Genomic DNA, 14,898 nt, shown 5'->3' with positions numbered 1-14,898 from the left:
AAACCTTCGCGAGAATCGATTTTTTGCGGCAAGGAAGGCGATTGGTGGATAAAAAGGGCACTTATCGTGTTAAATTTCTGGCGGAATAATAGACAAAAGACGATTATCCCGTATACAAACGCATGGCAACTGCACCGAAAACACGTACGCTTACGGCCACCCGTGTGAGGGGTTGCTGGGCATACTGCTCACGGGCTGCGGAAACAACATCATGGAAAAGCAGAAGTAAGATGGAGTTGACCGCCAGTTTTCAACTTGTGGAAAATGAATTGAATAACTATTGCCTAGACTCCTTTTTTGAGAGACAACCATTTTCTGACACAGACGAATGGGGCAGCATTTCAGATTTTTATCGTGTCTTAGTGCAGTACTTTGTACATAAGAGAGGTGTTTATCATGGTTTTGCGGCACAAAGATTATACAGCCCTTTCAAATTAAAGGTCAATACAACGGACAAGTCCAACCGGTCCGGCCAGTTCTGATTATACCCCCCTTTCAATTTAAAGGTCAATACAACTTCAATATAAGCGAATAACACTTTTGTTATAATACGCCATCGCCCGCCTGTTTGCATCAATATCTCTCCAATTCTTCAGCATACATTTTCCTAAAATGCCGTGCCAATTCTCTTGGTGTTATGTCCTTATCAAACGCTGATAACGCCGTTCGGCGCATGATGCTTACCACGATGTCGCCAGAAGATAGCGTTCGGGCGCGCTTGTTAAGCACATGCCCCGTGCCGTAGAGCAACACGGGCACAATGTCTAACTGAAAGCGTTTGGCTAAATAAAAGGCACCTTGATGAAAACGTTGCACTTTGAGCGAGGCCGAACGCGTGCCTTCGGGGAACAACATCACGCTATATCCGCGCTTAACAAGGTGGGCAATGCGCTGTTCGTTGTCTTCGATGTTGCGCGTAACGGGCAAATACTCGGCAAAACGTATGGCAACGGCATACAGCGGATTGTACCACACCCACCGCTTGGTGAGTATCACCATGCGCGGCGTTAGCGCAAGGATGCAAAGCAGGTCGAGGTGGCTTTGGTGGTTGCTGATAATGATGGAAGGTTGCGCGAAGTCTTCGCCCGTGGGGTTGTCGAAACGCGTTTTTATGCCTGGCAAAAGGCGCAGCAGTGTGCGGGCGATGCGCTGTATAAGGGCATGAAAACGCAGGCGTTCGGTTTCGCTTACGCGATGCGACAGAAAATAAATCAGCATGCCTATCTGCAAAAAGAACATCAACACGAACATCAGCAGCAACACGCCTGCCGTGCAAACCACGCGCAAAAGCTTACGCGGCAGGGCATAGACGATGGCGAAGAAGGTGAGGAAGGTGTTGAGCAGACTTATTCGGGCGAAGTCTACGCCTGGGCGGAAGTGGCTAACGCGCTCTTCGCGTGGCGGATAATGCACGTTGATGGGGATTGAAATGGTGCGCACGTTGTGCCAAGCGGCAAACACCAGCAAGGCAAGCTCGCTCTCGTATCGGTTTGTTACCAAGGGCAACCAGCGCAACAGGCGCAAAGGGTAGGCGCGAAAGCCTGTTTGCGTGTCGGGTAAGCGCCTACCTGTTTGCAGCGCAAACCAAAAGTTGCTGAACTTATTGGCAAACTTACTCTGCCCATTCATGTTGCGATTGTTGGTTTCCGAAAACTTATCGGCATCAAAGCGGTTGCCCACCACAATGGCATTGGGTGCTTGGTGTATGGCTTTGAAGAACAAAGACAGGTCGGCAGGTGCGTGTTGCCCATCTGCATCGATGGTGATGGCGTGCGTATAGCCCATGTTTTGCGCTTGTTTAAATGCGCTGAGCAGGGCTGCGCCCTTACCGCGATTGCGTGTGTGGGTAACAACGCATAGTTCGGGGAAATGCGTTGCAAGCAGTTGGGCGGTGTCGTCGGTACTTCCGTCGTTCACCACGATGATGTTTGGCGTGTGTTCGGCCACTCCGCGCACCACGCTGACCAGCGTGGTGGCATTGTTATAAGTGGGTATCACCACGCATACGCGGTAGTTATTCATACACCAAAGACAGTTTGGCAAACACGTGTTCGTTGTTTTTCACCTCGGCTTTCACTAGCCAAGTGTTGCCTTCGCATCGTATGTTCAGAGCGAAAGTGGGGCAGGGCGAGTCTGTTGGGGTAAGTGGGGCAAGGTATTTCACGTTCTTTGCACAGCTTAGTTGTAAGGGTTTGCCCACCACTTCTTCGGCCAACTCGCCCACCATTTGCAGCGTGCAGGCTCCTGGCGTGATGGGATTGCCGGGGAAATGCGCCGCGTAGATGGCGTGGTTGGGGTTGAGCCGCACACCGTAAACGTGCTTGTCGGCATCGTGTGTGGCGTTCTCAATGGTGTAAAAGTTATCTTTCAGTTTCATCTTCTGTAGGTTTAAGGGGTTTAAAGCGGTAGGTAATGTGGCGTTTTGGGTTTTCGTATGTCAACGAATCGCGCGTAACCAGTTGCGGAACGATTTGTTGTAAGTCGTGGCGCAGCACGCGGCGTATGTACCATTTGTTGAGCATGGGCACCAGATTATATAGCTTTACCTTGCCGTTGGGCATGCAAACAAAGTCTACCATCTTTATACCGAACTCGTTAAGGATGGCTCCGCGTGGCTGTTGTTCCACGGTATCGATGATGCAAAGGCCTGTTATGGCGGCCTTTTTAAAGCTTAACTCTACGTTCCATCGCCGACCTTGAGCCGAAAGCGAAGTGGCGGAGAGCCATAACAAAACGATGTAAAGGGTTAGGGTGCGCATGGCTTGATGAATTAGCGGGATGGGATTTATTGGGACAGATGGGGCGAATGAACCGAGTGGGAGCAAGGCTAGAATGCCTGAAACGCCTTGAACATCTACAAGGGCTTGGCCGCCTAGAAGGCTCAAGAAAGCATACAGTGGCCTTAAATCTTAAACTCCTCGTCGCTCACTGCGGCGTTTTTCTTCACCTGATGCAGTTCTATGCGGGTGTTGTCGCCACCCTTTTCGCGCATCTCAACGGTTGTTGCGATAAGCTGTTTGCTGTCGAAAGTGATGACAAGGAGGCTGAACATCTGTTTCATTTCCTTTTTAAGCGGTGTTAGTTGGGCAATCCATTTGTCGCCATCAACAAACATCTGCGTTTTAAACCGCTGCTTGTCTGTAAGGCATTCGCCCGTAACGCTGCTGAGCATGATGCCCGTTATCTCGCGAAACACCTTGTTCTTGGCCGCATCTACCACGTCTTTGCGTTGCGCGCTCTTCATCAGCACCTTCGTTCCGTTAAGGATAAAGGTGTATTGGTAGGGCGAAGTGTACTGCCAACGCAACTTGGAAGGCTGACTGTAACACATCCTTCCCTTAGAAACCATCTTCTGACTAAGCATTTTCAGTGTCTTCGTTTGGGTGAACGAGCACTGCAAACTCTTCGTTTTCTGGGCTACTTCGCCCACTTTCTGCATCATCTCATCGGCCTTTGCGCCGCTTACCGCGGTTTGCGCATGGCCTATTAATGATGCGAAAAGTAATATTATGGATAATATATAGTTCATATCAATTGAATTTATGGGCTTATTTACAATTATTAGTTGACAAGTTGGCAAGGTGATAAGTTGGCGAGTTAACAAGGTAGTTAGCCCCTCTGCAACAAAGCATTTGGCTTAACTCCTTAAAGGTGAAAGGGTGAAAAGGTGAAAGAGTGAAAGAATGGCTGCGCCCTTTAAAAGGTGAAAAGGTGAAAAAATGGCTGCGCCATCTAGGCTATTGGCTTAACTCCTTAACTCCATAACTCCTTAACTCCTGACTTTTCATCCCTGATAACTCACCATCACCACGCCTGCCATGATAAGTCCTACGCCCAACCAGCGGACCAACGGAACAGCCTCGTGAAAGACAAACACGGCAGCAAGCATGCCCATTACATAGCTAAGACTTATCAGCGGATAGGCCTGACTTAGCGGATAGTGCTTTAAGATGTAGAGCCACAACACCGTTGAAAGGGCGTAGCATATACCGCAAAGCGCGAACCAAACGCAGGTGAGGGCGCGAGCGAAGAACGCCCACGACCACGAAAAGGCACCAATCTGCTGTAAAGACAGCTTTAATGTAACCTGTACGGCAGCCAATAAGGCCGATTGCACGAGGGCTAATGCGAGTAATTTGAACATAGTTGCCTAACGTCTTCAAGCGAATTGAGGGCGCGTTCCGCCCCATCCGCTTCGTTTGTAAGTACCATCGAAAGAGCCGTTTGCCCTTCTTCATCGTGCCATCCCACCAAAGCCGTTTCCAAATCGCCCAGGGCAATTTGCAACCAAGCATCGGTTAGTGCACTCTCCAACGAGCGTTGCCCGTGTGCATAGGTGCTGTTATAACCATGACAATGGGTGTGAATGGCAATAAGACTGCTGATGGTGTTGTGCGTTGAGTGGATGAAATTGGTGGGTTTCAAACTCCCCTCGCCATCGTTAGCCAGTTCGCGAAGAAACTTCTCGGTCTCTTCTACGCAGCCAAGAGCCGTGCCCGTAACGATGGCTTGCGGCTGTTCGATGCCTGCACGCTTTAAGGTTACAAGCGAAGTGAGCAGCGCGCGCCGCAGAACACCGCTCAAACGGCGTGCCACTAACGGCGGGATGCGTGGCCATTCGGTTTCAGGAATGTCGGCAAACTTCACCACCGTTTTAACATATACGGGGCGTAATGGCGGCGTTTGCAATGGCGTGTTGCTTGTAGATGGTGCCGAAAACACGAGCGATGTGTCGTTTCCGCCAAAGCCAAACGAGTTGCAAAGCACATGCCGCAGGTGCTGTTGGTGCAGCGTTTGTGCCACAGGAACGATGCCGTCGGCCATAGCATGCTGCCAATTGAGGTTGCTAGGGATAAAGCCTTGGCGCATGGCCAACAGGCAAATAACGGCCTCGATGCTGCCAGATGCACTGGTGGTATGGCCTGTTCGCGACTTAGTAGACGACACGGGAGGTACCTCTTCGCCGAAAACGCTGTGCAAAGCCGCGCTTTCGCTGGCATCATTGTTGGGGGTTCCTGTGCCGTGAGCGTTCACGTAGTCGATGTCGGCAGGCTGCAAAGCGGCCCTTTTCAAGGCTTGTCGCATGGAAAGTACGGCCCCTATGCCATCGTCTGACGAGGCTGTTTGGTGGAAAGCATCGCAAGCGTTGCCCCATCCGCTAAGCTCTGCCAAGACCTCTACGCCGCGTTGGGCGGCATGTTCGGCCGTTTCGAGCACCACGAATGCTGCTCCTTCGCCTAGGTTTAGTCCTGCGCGAGTGTCGTCGAAGGGTCGACAAGGCTCGCCATCGAGTATCATCAGCGACCTAAATCCATTGAAATGAAAGCGCGAAAGGCATTCTGTTCCGCCCACAACGACTTGCTTGAAACGCCCCGAACGCAAGAGGTTTGCCCCTAGGATAAAGGCGTTTGCGGCCGACGAACAGGCCGTGCTGCATGTTGTTACGTAACCGAACGGGCCTACGTTCTGCACCATTTCTTGGGTAGAGCGGCCGCAATCGCCCAGCGCATTGTTGCTTTGGGCCGCGTTGAAGTGGCGTTCAACGCAGTCCATATCGGCAACTGTGGTGCCCGAAACTAGGGCAACATCCGCCAATTGCTCGCTGTTGATGCCGGCTGTGGCCAGTGCCTCGCGCAAAGCTAGCGTGCCAAGGAGCATCGTTCGCGAGGTGCTTGCCGTGTAAGGAACGCCCAACCGCTGGGCCAACTGCTCGTTAGAAAGCTTTACTTCGCCCACGGGCATCTGCCGATGTTGGGTTTCTAGAAAGCGAACTGGTGCAATGCCGCTGATGTCGGCCAACAATGCACGCGCCACTTCTGTCGTGTTTGTGCCGATAGCCGATACAATTCCCGTTCCTGTAACAACAATCATTTCGTGCGATTCTTTTCTATATACTCGGCCATCGTGTTCACCGAGGCCAAGATTTCTTTACCTTCAGCAGGGTTGTTCAGGCGAATGCCGTATTGTTTCTCCATCAATACGATGAGTTCTAGCGCGTCGATAGAGTCTAATCCCAGTCCGTCGCCGAACAAAGGAGCGGCATCGTCGATGTCTTCGGGGCGCATGTCTTCTAGCGATAAGGCCTCGATTATTTGCTTTTTCAAGGCTTCTTTCAGTTCTTCCATTTTGTATTGTCGTTATGTTTGGGCGCAAGTGCTGTGCTATGCGCCGTCTGTTTTATGCTTACTTGTTTGCCTTTGCAGGGTGTTGGCGTGTTTTTTTTATGCGCCACGCTCCACATTATATAATGTTATTTGCACTTCAAAGTGGGTGTCGTCTTCGTATTCCAGCCATCCGCCTACCACTTGTTTGGTTTCCCCGTCCATTGCGGCCGACTGCAACAAGGTGCCCATTTGCGCCTCGTGGGGTTGCGATGCGATGAGGAAAGCCGTTTCGCCGTGCACGTTATGGCGTATGGCCAGTTCGCCAGTGGCGATGTTTGGCAGGGTGTAGACAAAGTGAGCAGGCGAGGGGAAAAAGTTGTCGGCTTGCTGAATGGTGCCTTGATACTTGATGTCGCTGGCCAACGAGCCGCTGTTTCCTACGAAAACGATGGCTGCGTTATCGTCTAACGCCATGCTTGGCAGTCCTTCTGCGCCCTTGGTGAGCAGTTCGCCTGCCACGAAAGCCAGCCTGCTAAGGCCGTCCATCTTGTAAAACTTGGGGTAATCGTTGGCCCATTGCTTGTAGATGGCTGTGAGTAGCGCGCCGTTTGGGTTGTCGATGGCCAGTGTGTGGCCGTCGATCTGCACTTCTTGTGGCGTAATTTGCACGCGGCGGAGCGGTGTAAGCGTGGGCAGTGCCTTGCTTTGGCCCTGCGTTTCGTTGCCGTTGGCCGTGTTTTCGCCCCATTGCCACCTCATGGCAACGTTGCATCCGCCAAAGCCCGACAGCATTTTAACGAACGAACGTTTACTTGTGGGCTGCGCTTGCGCGCTGATAAGCAGGGGTTTGCTTACCCCTAACTCGCTGAAACCGATGGTGGGTAGCACTGTTCCGTCTTCGATAGACATCATCGAAAGGATGGTTTCTAGCACGCCAGCGGCGCCCATCGTGTGTCCGTAAATGCCTTTAAGGGCGTTAACGGGTACAGCCGATAGCCCAGCCCGATGCAAAGCCTTGGCCTCCATCTCGTCGTTATAGGGCGTGGCAGTGCCGTGTGCGCTGACGAAAGCGATGTTCTCGGCATCGTTTACGCCCGTTGCCACCAACGCCCGAAAGCATCCTTCGCCCTTTTTCGAGGGACTTGAAATGTGGTAAGCATCGTTTCTGACGGCTCCGCCCACGATGTGCCATGCACGTTGGGTTGTTGGTTCAGTGGTCGATAGTATCATCGTTGCTGCCGATTCGCCGAGGTTCAGTCCGTCGCGATAGAGATCGAAGGGTTTGCAAGGCGCTTGCGAGAAGGCCTTGAACGACTGAAAGCCCGACACGATGAAGGCCGATTGCACATCGCAACCGCACACAACAACCTGCCGATACAGCCCCATCTCCAACAGACGATGGGCAAAGAGTAGGGCGTGAGCTCCCGAAATGCAGGCGTTGCACACAACATGGGGCATGTTTGGGCTGCCCAATGCGTGGGCAATGGCCGCTGCCGAGGGACCTATGAGCATGCGTTGGCGCGGAATGTGGGGCTGATTGGTGGGCGAAAGCAACTCTACATTGCCTTTCGTTGTTGCAAGGACGATGCCCACATCGCTGCTGCTGAGGTTGATTTGGGCTTGTTCGGCGGCCTGTTTTACAGACAATACGACGAGCATCTCAAAGCGCGAGAGGGCCAAACCCACATCACCCACGTGGCTGTTGAAACGTTCCTCCACGGCGTTGTCGTCGAAGAGAGATGCCACAAAGCTTTGCGGCAGTGCCCATTTGCCCTTGTGGGTGGTTAGTTTTGTGCGCCCTTGCAGCACGGCGGCGAAGTTCTCTTCGCTCGTCCAGCCCAAGGGCGACGATATGTTGTGTGCAATGCAATGCGTCATCTTTGCTTATATTGCGTCTTCTTTGCTTATATATATAAGGTGTGAGGTGGTTTACTTACTCCTTACTGCCTGCTCCTAGCAACCTATTACTTACCACTTACTACTTATTTCTTACTCCTCCTTACTACTTACTCCTTACCACTAACTACCCCCTTACACCACTTTCCATCGCTCTTGCCACTCTTGATAGAAGGGCGGACGGTACCATTCCAGCTGATATTGCTTGTTCATGAAAGCCTGCACGCTATGACCTGTGGCCATCAGCGCGTTGTCTTCGCTACGCCTTATCTCGTAATCGAACACGATTTTAGCCGCTTCGGTGGGCACATAGAATATGTCGATGCGGCATTTCATGCCGTAAACGATGGGCTGCCGATACTTAAACGTCAGCTCAACTAGCGGTGCGTAGTAGCCATTGTCGGCAATGGTGAGGTATTCCAGGCCGTATTTGGCACCGAAAGCCTCGCGTGCATCCTCGAAGTAAAGGGCGTACGAACCATGCCACACCACGTTCATCGAGTCTACTTCGCTAAACCTTATCTCTATTTCTTTGGATGCTTGAAGGGACATTTTTTTCTTTTTTAGGAGTAAGTAGTAGGGTAGTAAGTAGTAAATGGCTAAGTCTGTAGCAGTTAGGGCTTGGAATTTTGAGCAGTAGCGTTCGTGAATGATTGAGGTTTTGGGTTGAAGAAGTGGCACTGAGTAACATCATAGTCGCCTAAACTATTTGCAGCTAGCTGCTTATTACTTTTCTCCTTACTCCTTCGCTACTTCCTCCTTATTCCTTTCTGTTCTACTCCCTCCTCCTTATTCCTTTCCTCCTTACTCCTCCGCTCCTTTCTCCTTATTACTTACTACTCTACTCCTTCCTCCTTATTCCTTTCCTCCTTATTACTCCATTACTTACTCCTTATTACTCTACTCCTTTACTACTGTTTCAATCAACGCAATCTTTATCTCCGTAGTAGCCACCGTTTCGCCTTCGCATTCCACCTTTGCAGAGGCCAAAGTCATGCCCATCACGTTTTCTTCCACGTGAATAGTGGTGACGAGTTGTTGGCCAACGCGAGGCAGACGCGCCACGCAGAAGTTGCGAATGGCACCGATGAAACCCAACTGAACAGGCCGATTGAGCACATACTTATTGTAAAAGCCCAGTCGCGCAGCACAAGTTTGTGCCACGTTCTCCACCAATCCAGCGGCGCAGAGTTGCCCGTTGTCGGTAAACACGCCGTCTTCTGGCACGCAATAGCCGCAAACGGTGGTGTCGTTGTCAAAGCTCAGCAAGCTATCTACCATTACAAATGGCGGTTGCTGGGGCAAAAGCTCGCTTACGTCGACGGTTCGGACGAGGAGCTTGTGGTTGTTGTCCATATATTAAAGAAGTTAAACCATTGTTCGGGATACAGTCTCACCACGCGTTCCAACTCGTTGGCGTAGGCTTGTGCCAGTTGTTGTATGCGTTCTTTGCGTGGTAAGTTGGTAGGAGGTAGCGGCAGTCGAGTAAGTATGGCGCGGTAGCTTTTGATGCCCGTCTTAACCACCAGTACAACCAAAGTAGGCACATCGCGTTGCACGATGGTGGCAAACGGACCGAGGGGGAAAAGCGCATCGCCACCGAAGAAACGGCAAACAACCGACCGCTCCGAACCAAATCGCCTGTCGGCTGTAAGGCTTAATATCTGTCCTGTGGTAAGCACTTCGTTGATGGCAAAGAGATGATTCATCCCATTGTCAACCGGTATCATGCGGATATTGGTTCGACCGAACTGCTTTTTGCGGTTCTCCATCACCGTTTCCGTCTCTTGCGCAAACACCAACATGTGCATACTTTTGCGCTTAGCCGTGAGCATATAGCCGCCCATCTCGTAGTTTCCCACGTGTGCGCTCAGCATCACAAAGGCACCGTCGCCCGCTTCCAGTTCGTTATACAACTCGATATTGTCGGTTGTAAGGGCGAAGGTCTTGCCTGCATATCGTGCAAAGCGGTCTATCATCACCTGTCCAAAGCGCAAGTGGTTCTTATAACTCCACCAAAACGATTTCAGCACATTCCATCCAAACCTTTTGCGATAGAACCCATAACTGGGCTTAAAACCCTTGCCGAAGAGCATATAGAACGGCACCACTACCGCCACACCCATATAATAGATGTGTAGGGAGAGGAAGCGAAAGCAATTTATCAATTGCTGTTGCATCCAACGGTTGCCGTCTGTTCTGCCTTGCCATTCCATATATCAGCCTTACGGAGATTGCGATTAGGCGTTGTTCACCTTGCTTTCGATGTAGTCGCAGAATTGTTTGAGGGTGGTTATACCAGCCATTTCTTCGGGTTTAATTTTAAATCCGAACTTCTTTTCCACGATAACCACAATGTCAACGAAGTCTAGGCTGTCGATGCCTAGGTCGTCTTTGAGTTTTCCTTCGGGAACAATCTTCTCTTCGTCAATCTCCAAATCCTCAATGAGAAATTCTCTTACTTTTTCTTCAATTTCTTGTCTAGACATATTTATATTGTGTAATTAATATTCTTTTGTTGTTTGTGGCGTTGGGCATGTGTTGGCGGGCGAAATCCCGGCCACGAACGGTGCCCAAGCTTGCATGTTAGGGTAGCGAAACCTCCAAAATGCTGTGCCCACGACCTATTCCGTCGTGCGTAGTCACCACTTTCAGGCCTGCTTGAGCTATCAGTCGGGCCATGTCTTCGCTGTGATACATCTTCGAATTGCCGTTGGCCATAGCCGTAAAGTAAACACTGGTCATGGTTAGGCATAGGGCTGTGGTTTCGTATTGCTGCCTGTCCCAAAACGTTTCCATAATGAAAAGGCGCGTATTGGGATTCATCACGGCAGCCGCCTTTTGCAGAATGGCCACTATTTGTGGTTCCGAAAAGCAGTCGAGAAACTGACTCATCCATATCACATCCCACTCTCCCTTGGGCAGTTCGTTTGTCTTGTCCAGCAAATCAGTGGGATAGTCGGCAATGCGTTCGGCCCCTTCCTTGCCTTCGATGTTTTTTTTCATCATGCCAATTTGTCCAGGCAGGTCCACGATGGTTACGTTTACATCGGCCGAATGAGCCACACAGCGTAGCGCAAAGCGGCCCGTGTTGCCGCCAACGTCCATCAACTGGCGTGGGTTATGGGCAAAAACGATGTTCAAAGCTTGACTAAACGAGTTGTCACTATAAAAGTGGTCGAACCCAAACCAGCTTTTCTGCACCTCTTCGGGCAGTTTCGATAGCCCCTCGTAGATGGTAGGCCAGTTGCCAAGGGTTTTCAAACCCGCGGGCTTTTCGTTCATCAAGGCCTCTTCTAAGAAGAACATTCCGCGATAGTTCACATCGTGGTTGAAGTCCATGTTCACGCGTGTAGAATCGTCGGTGAGCAAGAACCAGCCCGTTTTCGATAGCGAGAAACGGCTTGTTTCTTCGTCCACCAGTACGATGCCGGCCGAAAGCGATGCCTCGGTAAGTATCTTTACGGCATAGGTTGATAGCTTGGTGCGTTGCACCAGCTCGTCTTGCGTCAGCCCGTCGTGGCTGTCGCGCAGCAAGTCGAGTATGCCGAACTTCACCATGAGGCGCGAAACCTGAAACACCATAGGCGCCCAAGCGATGAATTGGGCCATGCGTTGTGCCTCGCCGGCCGACATGCGCTCGTGGCAATACTTCTTAGATAATGCGGGAAAGAGGTGCATATAATGTACTACGTATCTGAGTTTACTAGTTTATGAGTTTCTGATTTGGGGCGTAAGCTGATGTGTTGGTCAACGGTTTTGATGCTCTTTGGGCGAGGCGTTTGCAAGGAAACCTGCCTGTTGTTAGGCATAAGGCCGCTGGCCTGCAAACCTAAGCACGCCAGAACTGAACGAAATGCCTGTCGGGGAACCCTACGAACTTACTTCTGTTTCTTACAAGCTTTCTTGAGACACTTCACCGAACGCGCGGCCAGTTTCTTAAAGATGTCGCGCAAGCGTTGGCTCTCGGTGTATTGGCTACCACTGGAAAGGTCGTCGATGCGAAGTTTGGTAATCTCCTTGTTGCCATCGTATATGTCCACTTCGCATGCCAGATGGGCATCGCCAGAACCGAAACCAACAACCACGGCCAGCGCAGTAATGCCCAGGTGCAGGCGTTTCATCTTCACCACAAGGCGCAAGGGTGTGCCCTCATCTTTTTCGGCAATGGCTTTCAGTGCGCCTTTGTTGTCTTTGTTCCATTTCTCCACAAACTGGCTTACGCACAGTTCCATGTCGCTTTTCCAGTCGCGTACGTTCTCTTCGCCCCTGTCTTGCAAGTACTGCATGCAGGGCTTTCCCTCGATATTGAGGTCCGAGTAGTCTACTTCCACCACGCATTTTTGCTGGTCGTTAACAATGCAGGCATTCCCTCTGATAAAGTTCATGTCGCTGTCGGCCATAACTTTTGGTGCAAAGGCCAACATGGCTAGTGCCACGATAAGATGTTTCATAACGATAGGTGTTAAGTTTGGTGCAAAGCCTGCGCGCCCAATGTACTTTCTCTGCCATGTTGGGGCAGAGTGGGGTGGGGCGCGCTACTTGCTATTTTTTAATGATAAGTGCGCTGTTGGTGCCGCCGAACCCGAACGAATTGCTCAGCACCGTATTTACTTGTGTGTCGATGCGATGTGTGGCAAGTCGCAGTTTGGCCGAATGTTCATCGGGGTTTTCAAAGTTCACGTTGGATGCCACAAAGCCGCCTTGCATCATCAGGATGGAGTAAACCACCTCGCTGGCGCCAGCCATCCAGCATTCGTGTCCCGTCATGCCTTTGGTAGAACTAATCCAAGGCATGTGTTGGCCAAACAATCTGTCTAGCGCAATGGCCTCGAACATGTCGCCTTGCAGGGTAGACGTGGCGTGCGCATTAACGTAATCGATGTCGGCAGGCGACAAGTTGGCATCGTTCAGCGCACGCGTCATGGCCGTAACCGACCCTTCATCGCTTGGTTGCGATATGCCGCCGCCGTTGCTCGAAAAGCCGTAGCCCACCACTTCGCACAGAATTGTGGCACCACGAGCCACGGCATGGTCGTATTCTTCGAGTACCAATGCAGCCGCACCACCGCTAGGTATCAGTCCGTCGCGGTCGCGGTCGAAGGGTCGCGAGGCACTCTGCGGGTCGTCCATGCGTTTAGAAAAGGCACCAAGGGCATCGAAGGTGGCCATCGAGTAGAGGTTAACCTCTTGTGCGCCGCCACACAGCACCATGTTTTGCAGCCCTTGTTTTATCATCATGTAGCCCAATCCGATAGCGTGACTGCCACTGGCACACGCCGCACTGACGGTGAAGTTGATGCCGCGCAGGTGGAAGATGGTGCTTAGGTTCATCGTCACCGTCGAGTTCATCGACTGGAAGATGTAGCCCGAACCCAGCAGTTGCGAGTCGTGTTTCTCGTTCATAATGGCCGCAGCCTCGATAACGGGCGTTGAAGAAGAGTCGTTGCCGAAGATGCAACCCACCTCGTTGGCCAGCAGAAAGTCGTCGTCGATGCCCGCCATGGCAAAGGCTTCGCGGCTAGCCATGAAGGCATATTCGCCCTCTTCGGGCAGTCCCGTACGCGTTCGCCGGTCTAGCAAGCCCTTCAATACGGGGCGTTCAACGATACCCGTCAATGCGCTTTGGTAGCCATAGGTAAGTCGGGCCTCGTCTATCCCGATGCCCGATTGTCCTGCTCGCAGCGCAGCAGTTGTCTCTTCGGTGTTTTTTCCCAGGCATCCCCATACGCCGATGCCTGTTATTACCACTCTTTTTTGCATGTCATTCTTATATTAAAGAAAGCCCACCCCCAACCCCTCTCCAAGGGGAGAGGGGCGTGATGTGCCTTGTTTATTCGTATCGTGTCGTCATCACCTGCCCCTTGCATAGAGAAACCTTTCGGCTTTAAACATCTTAGCGGACGCATCTCGGCATATTGCCACCCATGTTTAAATAGGCTAATCACTCCCCTCTCCCTTTGGAGAGGGGCCAGGGGGTGAGGCCGCTTACAATCCTCCCGTAATGGCGATGGTTTCGCCCGTTATATATGCGGCCTCGTCCGAAGCGAGGAAAGCCACCAGCGCGGCCACCTCTTCGGCCTTGCCAAAACGTTTCATGGGCACGAGTTTTTTCAGTTCGTCTTGGTTTAAGTCGCCCGTCATGTCGCTTTCTACAAATCCGGGAGCCACGGCGTTTACCGTAACGTTACGTGCGGCCACCTCTTGTGCCAAAGCTTTTGTGGCCCCGATAAGCGCGGCCTTAGCAGCCGAATAGTTCACTTGGCCAGCCATGCCTTTCAGTCCCGACACGGACGAGATGTTTACAATGCGCCCATGACGATGGGTAAGCATGTCTTTCAGCAGTCGGCGCGTTAGGTAGAAGAAGGCGTTGAGCGACGTTTGCAACACGCTTTCCCACTCTTCGTTCTGCATAAACACCATCAGGTTGTCGCGACGTATGCCCGCATTGTTCACCAACACGTCGATATACTCGTCGGGATGGCGTTGTTGCCATTGCTCCACGGCCTGCTCTATGGCGTTGGGTTGCGCCACATCAAAGCGCAACAGCTCGGCTTGTCCGCCTTCTGCCACGATTTGATCGCGTGTTTGTTGTGCAGCTTCGTCGTTGTGTAGGTAGTTAATCACCACGGCATAGCCTTGCTTAGCCAACTTAAAGGCTATGGCCCTGCCTATGCCGCGCGATGCTCCTGTTATCAATGCATATTTCATCTGATGTTTCTTTTCAGTAAATTTAGGGATAACAAGCCCCTCTTGTAACTTGCAAAGATAAGGATATTTTCGCAAATCATTCCACTATTTGCTTTTATTATTAGATTTTTCAAAGTGAAGGGCGGAAAAACAGCCTCACCCCCAGCCCCTCTCGGCCTCACCCCCGGCCCCTCTCCAAGGGGAGAGG

General features: G+C 51.6%; 17 protein-coding genes. All 17 read right to left on the bottom strand.

The genetic code is table 11. The features are described 5' to 3' along the window. Positions 1-573: 573 nt before the first annotated feature. Complete coding sequence (locus HMPREF2955_RS10380) at positions 574-2,022, bottom strand: glycosyltransferase (RefSeq protein WP_070723332.1); 1,449 nt, start codon at positions 2,020-2,022, stop codon at positions 574-576. Next, a complete protein-coding gene (locus tag HMPREF2955_RS10375) occupies positions 2,015-2,377 on the bottom strand; it encodes an ApeI family dehydratase (RefSeq protein WP_070723330.1) in 363 nt (120 codons plus the stop codon). The genes HMPREF2955_RS10380 and HMPREF2955_RS10375 overlap by 8 nt, the downstream gene beginning before the upstream one ends. Further along, a complete protein-coding gene (locus HMPREF2955_RS10370; protein WP_246830123.1) occupies positions 2,361-2,885 on the bottom strand; it encodes a hypothetical protein in 525 nt (174 codons plus the stop codon). The genes HMPREF2955_RS10375 and HMPREF2955_RS10370 overlap by 17 nt, the downstream gene beginning before the upstream one ends. 17 nt (positions 2,886-2,902) lie before the next feature. Next, the gene (locus HMPREF2955_RS10365) at positions 2,903-3,529 is read right to left on the bottom strand and encodes a flexirubin biosynthesis/transport protein LolA2 (protein ID WP_070723328.1); all 627 of its coding nucleotides are present in this window, start codon (positions 3,527-3,529) and stop codon (positions 2,903-2,905) included. A gap of 255 nt (positions 3,530-3,784) precedes the next feature. Next, positions 3,785-4,144 carry an EamA family transporter gene (locus tag HMPREF2955_RS10360; RefSeq protein ID WP_070723326.1) on the bottom strand — a complete coding sequence of 120 codons (360 nt, stop codon included), beginning with the start codon at positions 4,142-4,144 and terminating at the stop codon, positions 3,785-3,787. Continuing rightward, positions 4,123-5,871, bottom strand: a complete 1,749-nt coding sequence (locus HMPREF2955_RS10355) for a beta-ketoacyl synthase N-terminal-like domain-containing protein (RefSeq protein ID WP_070723324.1) — start codon at positions 5,869-5,871, stop codon at positions 4,123-4,125. The genes HMPREF2955_RS10360 and HMPREF2955_RS10355 overlap by 22 nt, the downstream gene beginning before the upstream one ends. Continuing rightward, positions 5,868-6,125: a phosphopantetheine-binding protein gene (locus HMPREF2955_RS10350; protein ID WP_070723322.1), complete on the bottom strand. Its 258-nt coding sequence runs from the start codon at positions 6,123-6,125 to the stop codon at positions 5,868-5,870. Before HMPREF2955_RS10350 ends, HMPREF2955_RS10355 begins: the two co-directional genes overlap by 4 nt. A 96-nt stretch (positions 6,126-6,221) precedes the next feature. After that, positions 6,222-7,982 carry a beta-ketoacyl synthase N-terminal-like domain-containing protein gene (locus tag HMPREF2955_RS10345; RefSeq protein ID WP_070723320.1) on the bottom strand — a complete coding sequence of 587 codons (1,761 nt, stop codon included), beginning with the start codon at positions 7,980-7,982 and terminating at the stop codon, positions 6,222-6,224. Positions 7,983-8,135: 153 nt separating this feature from the next. Further along, on the bottom strand, positions 8,136-8,552 hold the full coding sequence (locus tag HMPREF2955_RS10340) for an acyl-CoA thioesterase (protein WP_070723318.1): 417 nt from the start codon (positions 8,550-8,552) through the stop codon (positions 8,136-8,138). A 348-nt stretch (positions 8,553-8,900) separates the two neighbouring features. Continuing rightward, positions 8,901-9,356, bottom strand: coding sequence for a hotdog family protein (locus tag HMPREF2955_RS10335; RefSeq protein ID WP_070723315.1), 456 nt, complete (start codon positions 9,354-9,356; stop codon positions 8,901-8,903). Further along, positions 9,314-10,216 carry a lysophospholipid acyltransferase family protein gene (locus HMPREF2955_RS10330; protein ID WP_070723313.1) on the bottom strand — a complete coding sequence of 301 codons (903 nt, stop codon included), beginning with the start codon at positions 10,214-10,216 and terminating at the stop codon, positions 9,314-9,316. The genes HMPREF2955_RS10335 and HMPREF2955_RS10330 overlap by 43 nt, the downstream gene beginning before the upstream one ends. 24 nt (positions 10,217-10,240) lie before the next feature. Then, a complete protein-coding gene (locus tag HMPREF2955_RS10325; RefSeq protein ID WP_070723311.1) occupies positions 10,241-10,489 on the bottom strand; it encodes an acyl carrier protein in 249 nt (82 codons plus the stop codon). Between the two features lie 97 nt (positions 10,490-10,586). Then, complete coding sequence (locus HMPREF2955_RS10320; RefSeq protein ID WP_070723310.1) at positions 10,587-11,681, bottom strand: FlxJ family methyltransferase; 1,095 nt, start codon at positions 11,679-11,681, stop codon at positions 10,587-10,589. Between the two features lie 200 nt (positions 11,682-11,881). Beyond that, positions 11,882-12,454: a hypothetical protein gene (locus HMPREF2955_RS10315; RefSeq protein ID WP_070723306.1), complete on the bottom strand. Its 573-nt coding sequence runs from the start codon at positions 12,452-12,454 to the stop codon at positions 11,882-11,884. Between the two features lie 91 nt (positions 12,455-12,545). Further along, a complete protein-coding gene (locus HMPREF2955_RS10310) occupies positions 12,546-13,763 on the bottom strand; it encodes a beta-ketoacyl-[acyl-carrier-protein] synthase family protein (RefSeq protein WP_070723304.1) in 1,218 nt (405 codons plus the stop codon). Between the two features lie 225 nt (positions 13,764-13,988). After that, positions 13,989-14,711 (bottom strand): flexirubin biosynthesis SDR family reductase FlxB, encoded by a 723-nt coding sequence (fabG, locus tag HMPREF2955_RS10305; protein WP_070723302.1) that lies wholly within the window; start codon positions 14,709-14,711, stop codon positions 13,989-13,991. Beyond that, the coding region (locus tag HMPREF2955_RS16620; RefSeq protein ID WP_210401310.1) for a hypothetical protein at positions 14,708-14,898 on the bottom strand (191 nt) is incomplete at its 5' end. The genes HMPREF2955_RS16620 and fabG, both read right to left, overlap by 4 nt.

Origin of the sequence: Prevotella sp. HMSC073D09 (assembly GCF_001814145.1) — a bacterium.
Taxonomy (GTDB): Bacteria; Bacteroidota; Bacteroidia; order Bacteroidales; family Bacteroidaceae; genus Prevotella; species Prevotella conceptionensis.
Note: the sequence above shows the minus strand (reverse complement) of the source record. Positions and strands in the feature narration are given on the sequence as shown.

Coding starts and splice junctions, on each gene's coding strand:
- HMPREF2955_RS10380 (WP_070723332.1), bottom strand. CDS start 2,022: ATGAATAACTACCGCGTATGCGTGGTGATACCCACTTATAACAATGCC.
- HMPREF2955_RS10375 (WP_070723330.1), bottom strand. CDS start 2,377: ATGAAACTGAAAGATAACTTTTACACCATTGAGAACGCCACACACGAT.
- HMPREF2955_RS10365 (WP_070723328.1), bottom strand. CDS start 3,529: ATGAACTATATATTATCCATAATATTACTTTTCGCATCATTAATAGGC.
- HMPREF2955_RS10360 (WP_070723326.1), bottom strand. CDS start 4,144: ATGTTCAAATTACTCGCATTAGCCCTCGTGCAATCGGCCTTATTGGCT.
- HMPREF2955_RS10355 (WP_070723324.1), bottom strand. CDS start 5,871: ATGATTGTTGTTACAGGAACGGGAATTGTATCGGCTATCGGCACAAAC.
- HMPREF2955_RS10350 (WP_070723322.1), bottom strand. CDS start 6,125: ATGGAAGAACTGAAAGAAGCCTTGAAAAAGCAAATAATCGAGGCCTTA.
- HMPREF2955_RS10345 (WP_070723320.1), bottom strand. CDS start 7,982: ATGACGCATTGCATTGCACACAACATATCGTCGCCCTTGGGCTGGACG.
- HMPREF2955_RS10340 (WP_070723318.1), bottom strand. CDS start 8,552: ATGTCCCTTCAAGCATCCAAAGAAATAGAGATAAGGTTTAGCGAAGTA.
- HMPREF2955_RS10335 (WP_070723315.1), bottom strand. CDS start 9,356: ATGGACAACAACCACAAGCTCCTCGTCCGAACCGTCGACGTAAGCGAG.
- HMPREF2955_RS10330 (WP_070723313.1), bottom strand. CDS start 10,216: ATGGAATGGCAAGGCAGAACAGACGGCAACCGTTGGATGCAACAGCAA.
- HMPREF2955_RS10325 (WP_070723311.1), bottom strand. CDS start 10,489: ATGTCTAGACAAGAAATTGAAGAAAAAGTAAGAGAATTTCTCATTGAG.
- HMPREF2955_RS10320 (WP_070723310.1), bottom strand. CDS start 11,681: ATGCACCTCTTTCCCGCATTATCTAAGAAGTATTGCCACGAGCGCATG.
- HMPREF2955_RS10315 (WP_070723306.1), bottom strand. CDS start 12,454: ATGAAACATCTTATCGTGGCACTAGCCATGTTGGCCTTTGCACCAAAA.
- HMPREF2955_RS10310 (WP_070723304.1), bottom strand. CDS start 13,763: ATGCAAAAAAGAGTGGTAATAACAGGCATCGGCGTATGGGGATGCCTG.
- fabG (WP_070723302.1), bottom strand. CDS start 14,711: ATGAAATATGCATTGATAACAGGAGCATCGCGCGGCATAGGCAGGGCC.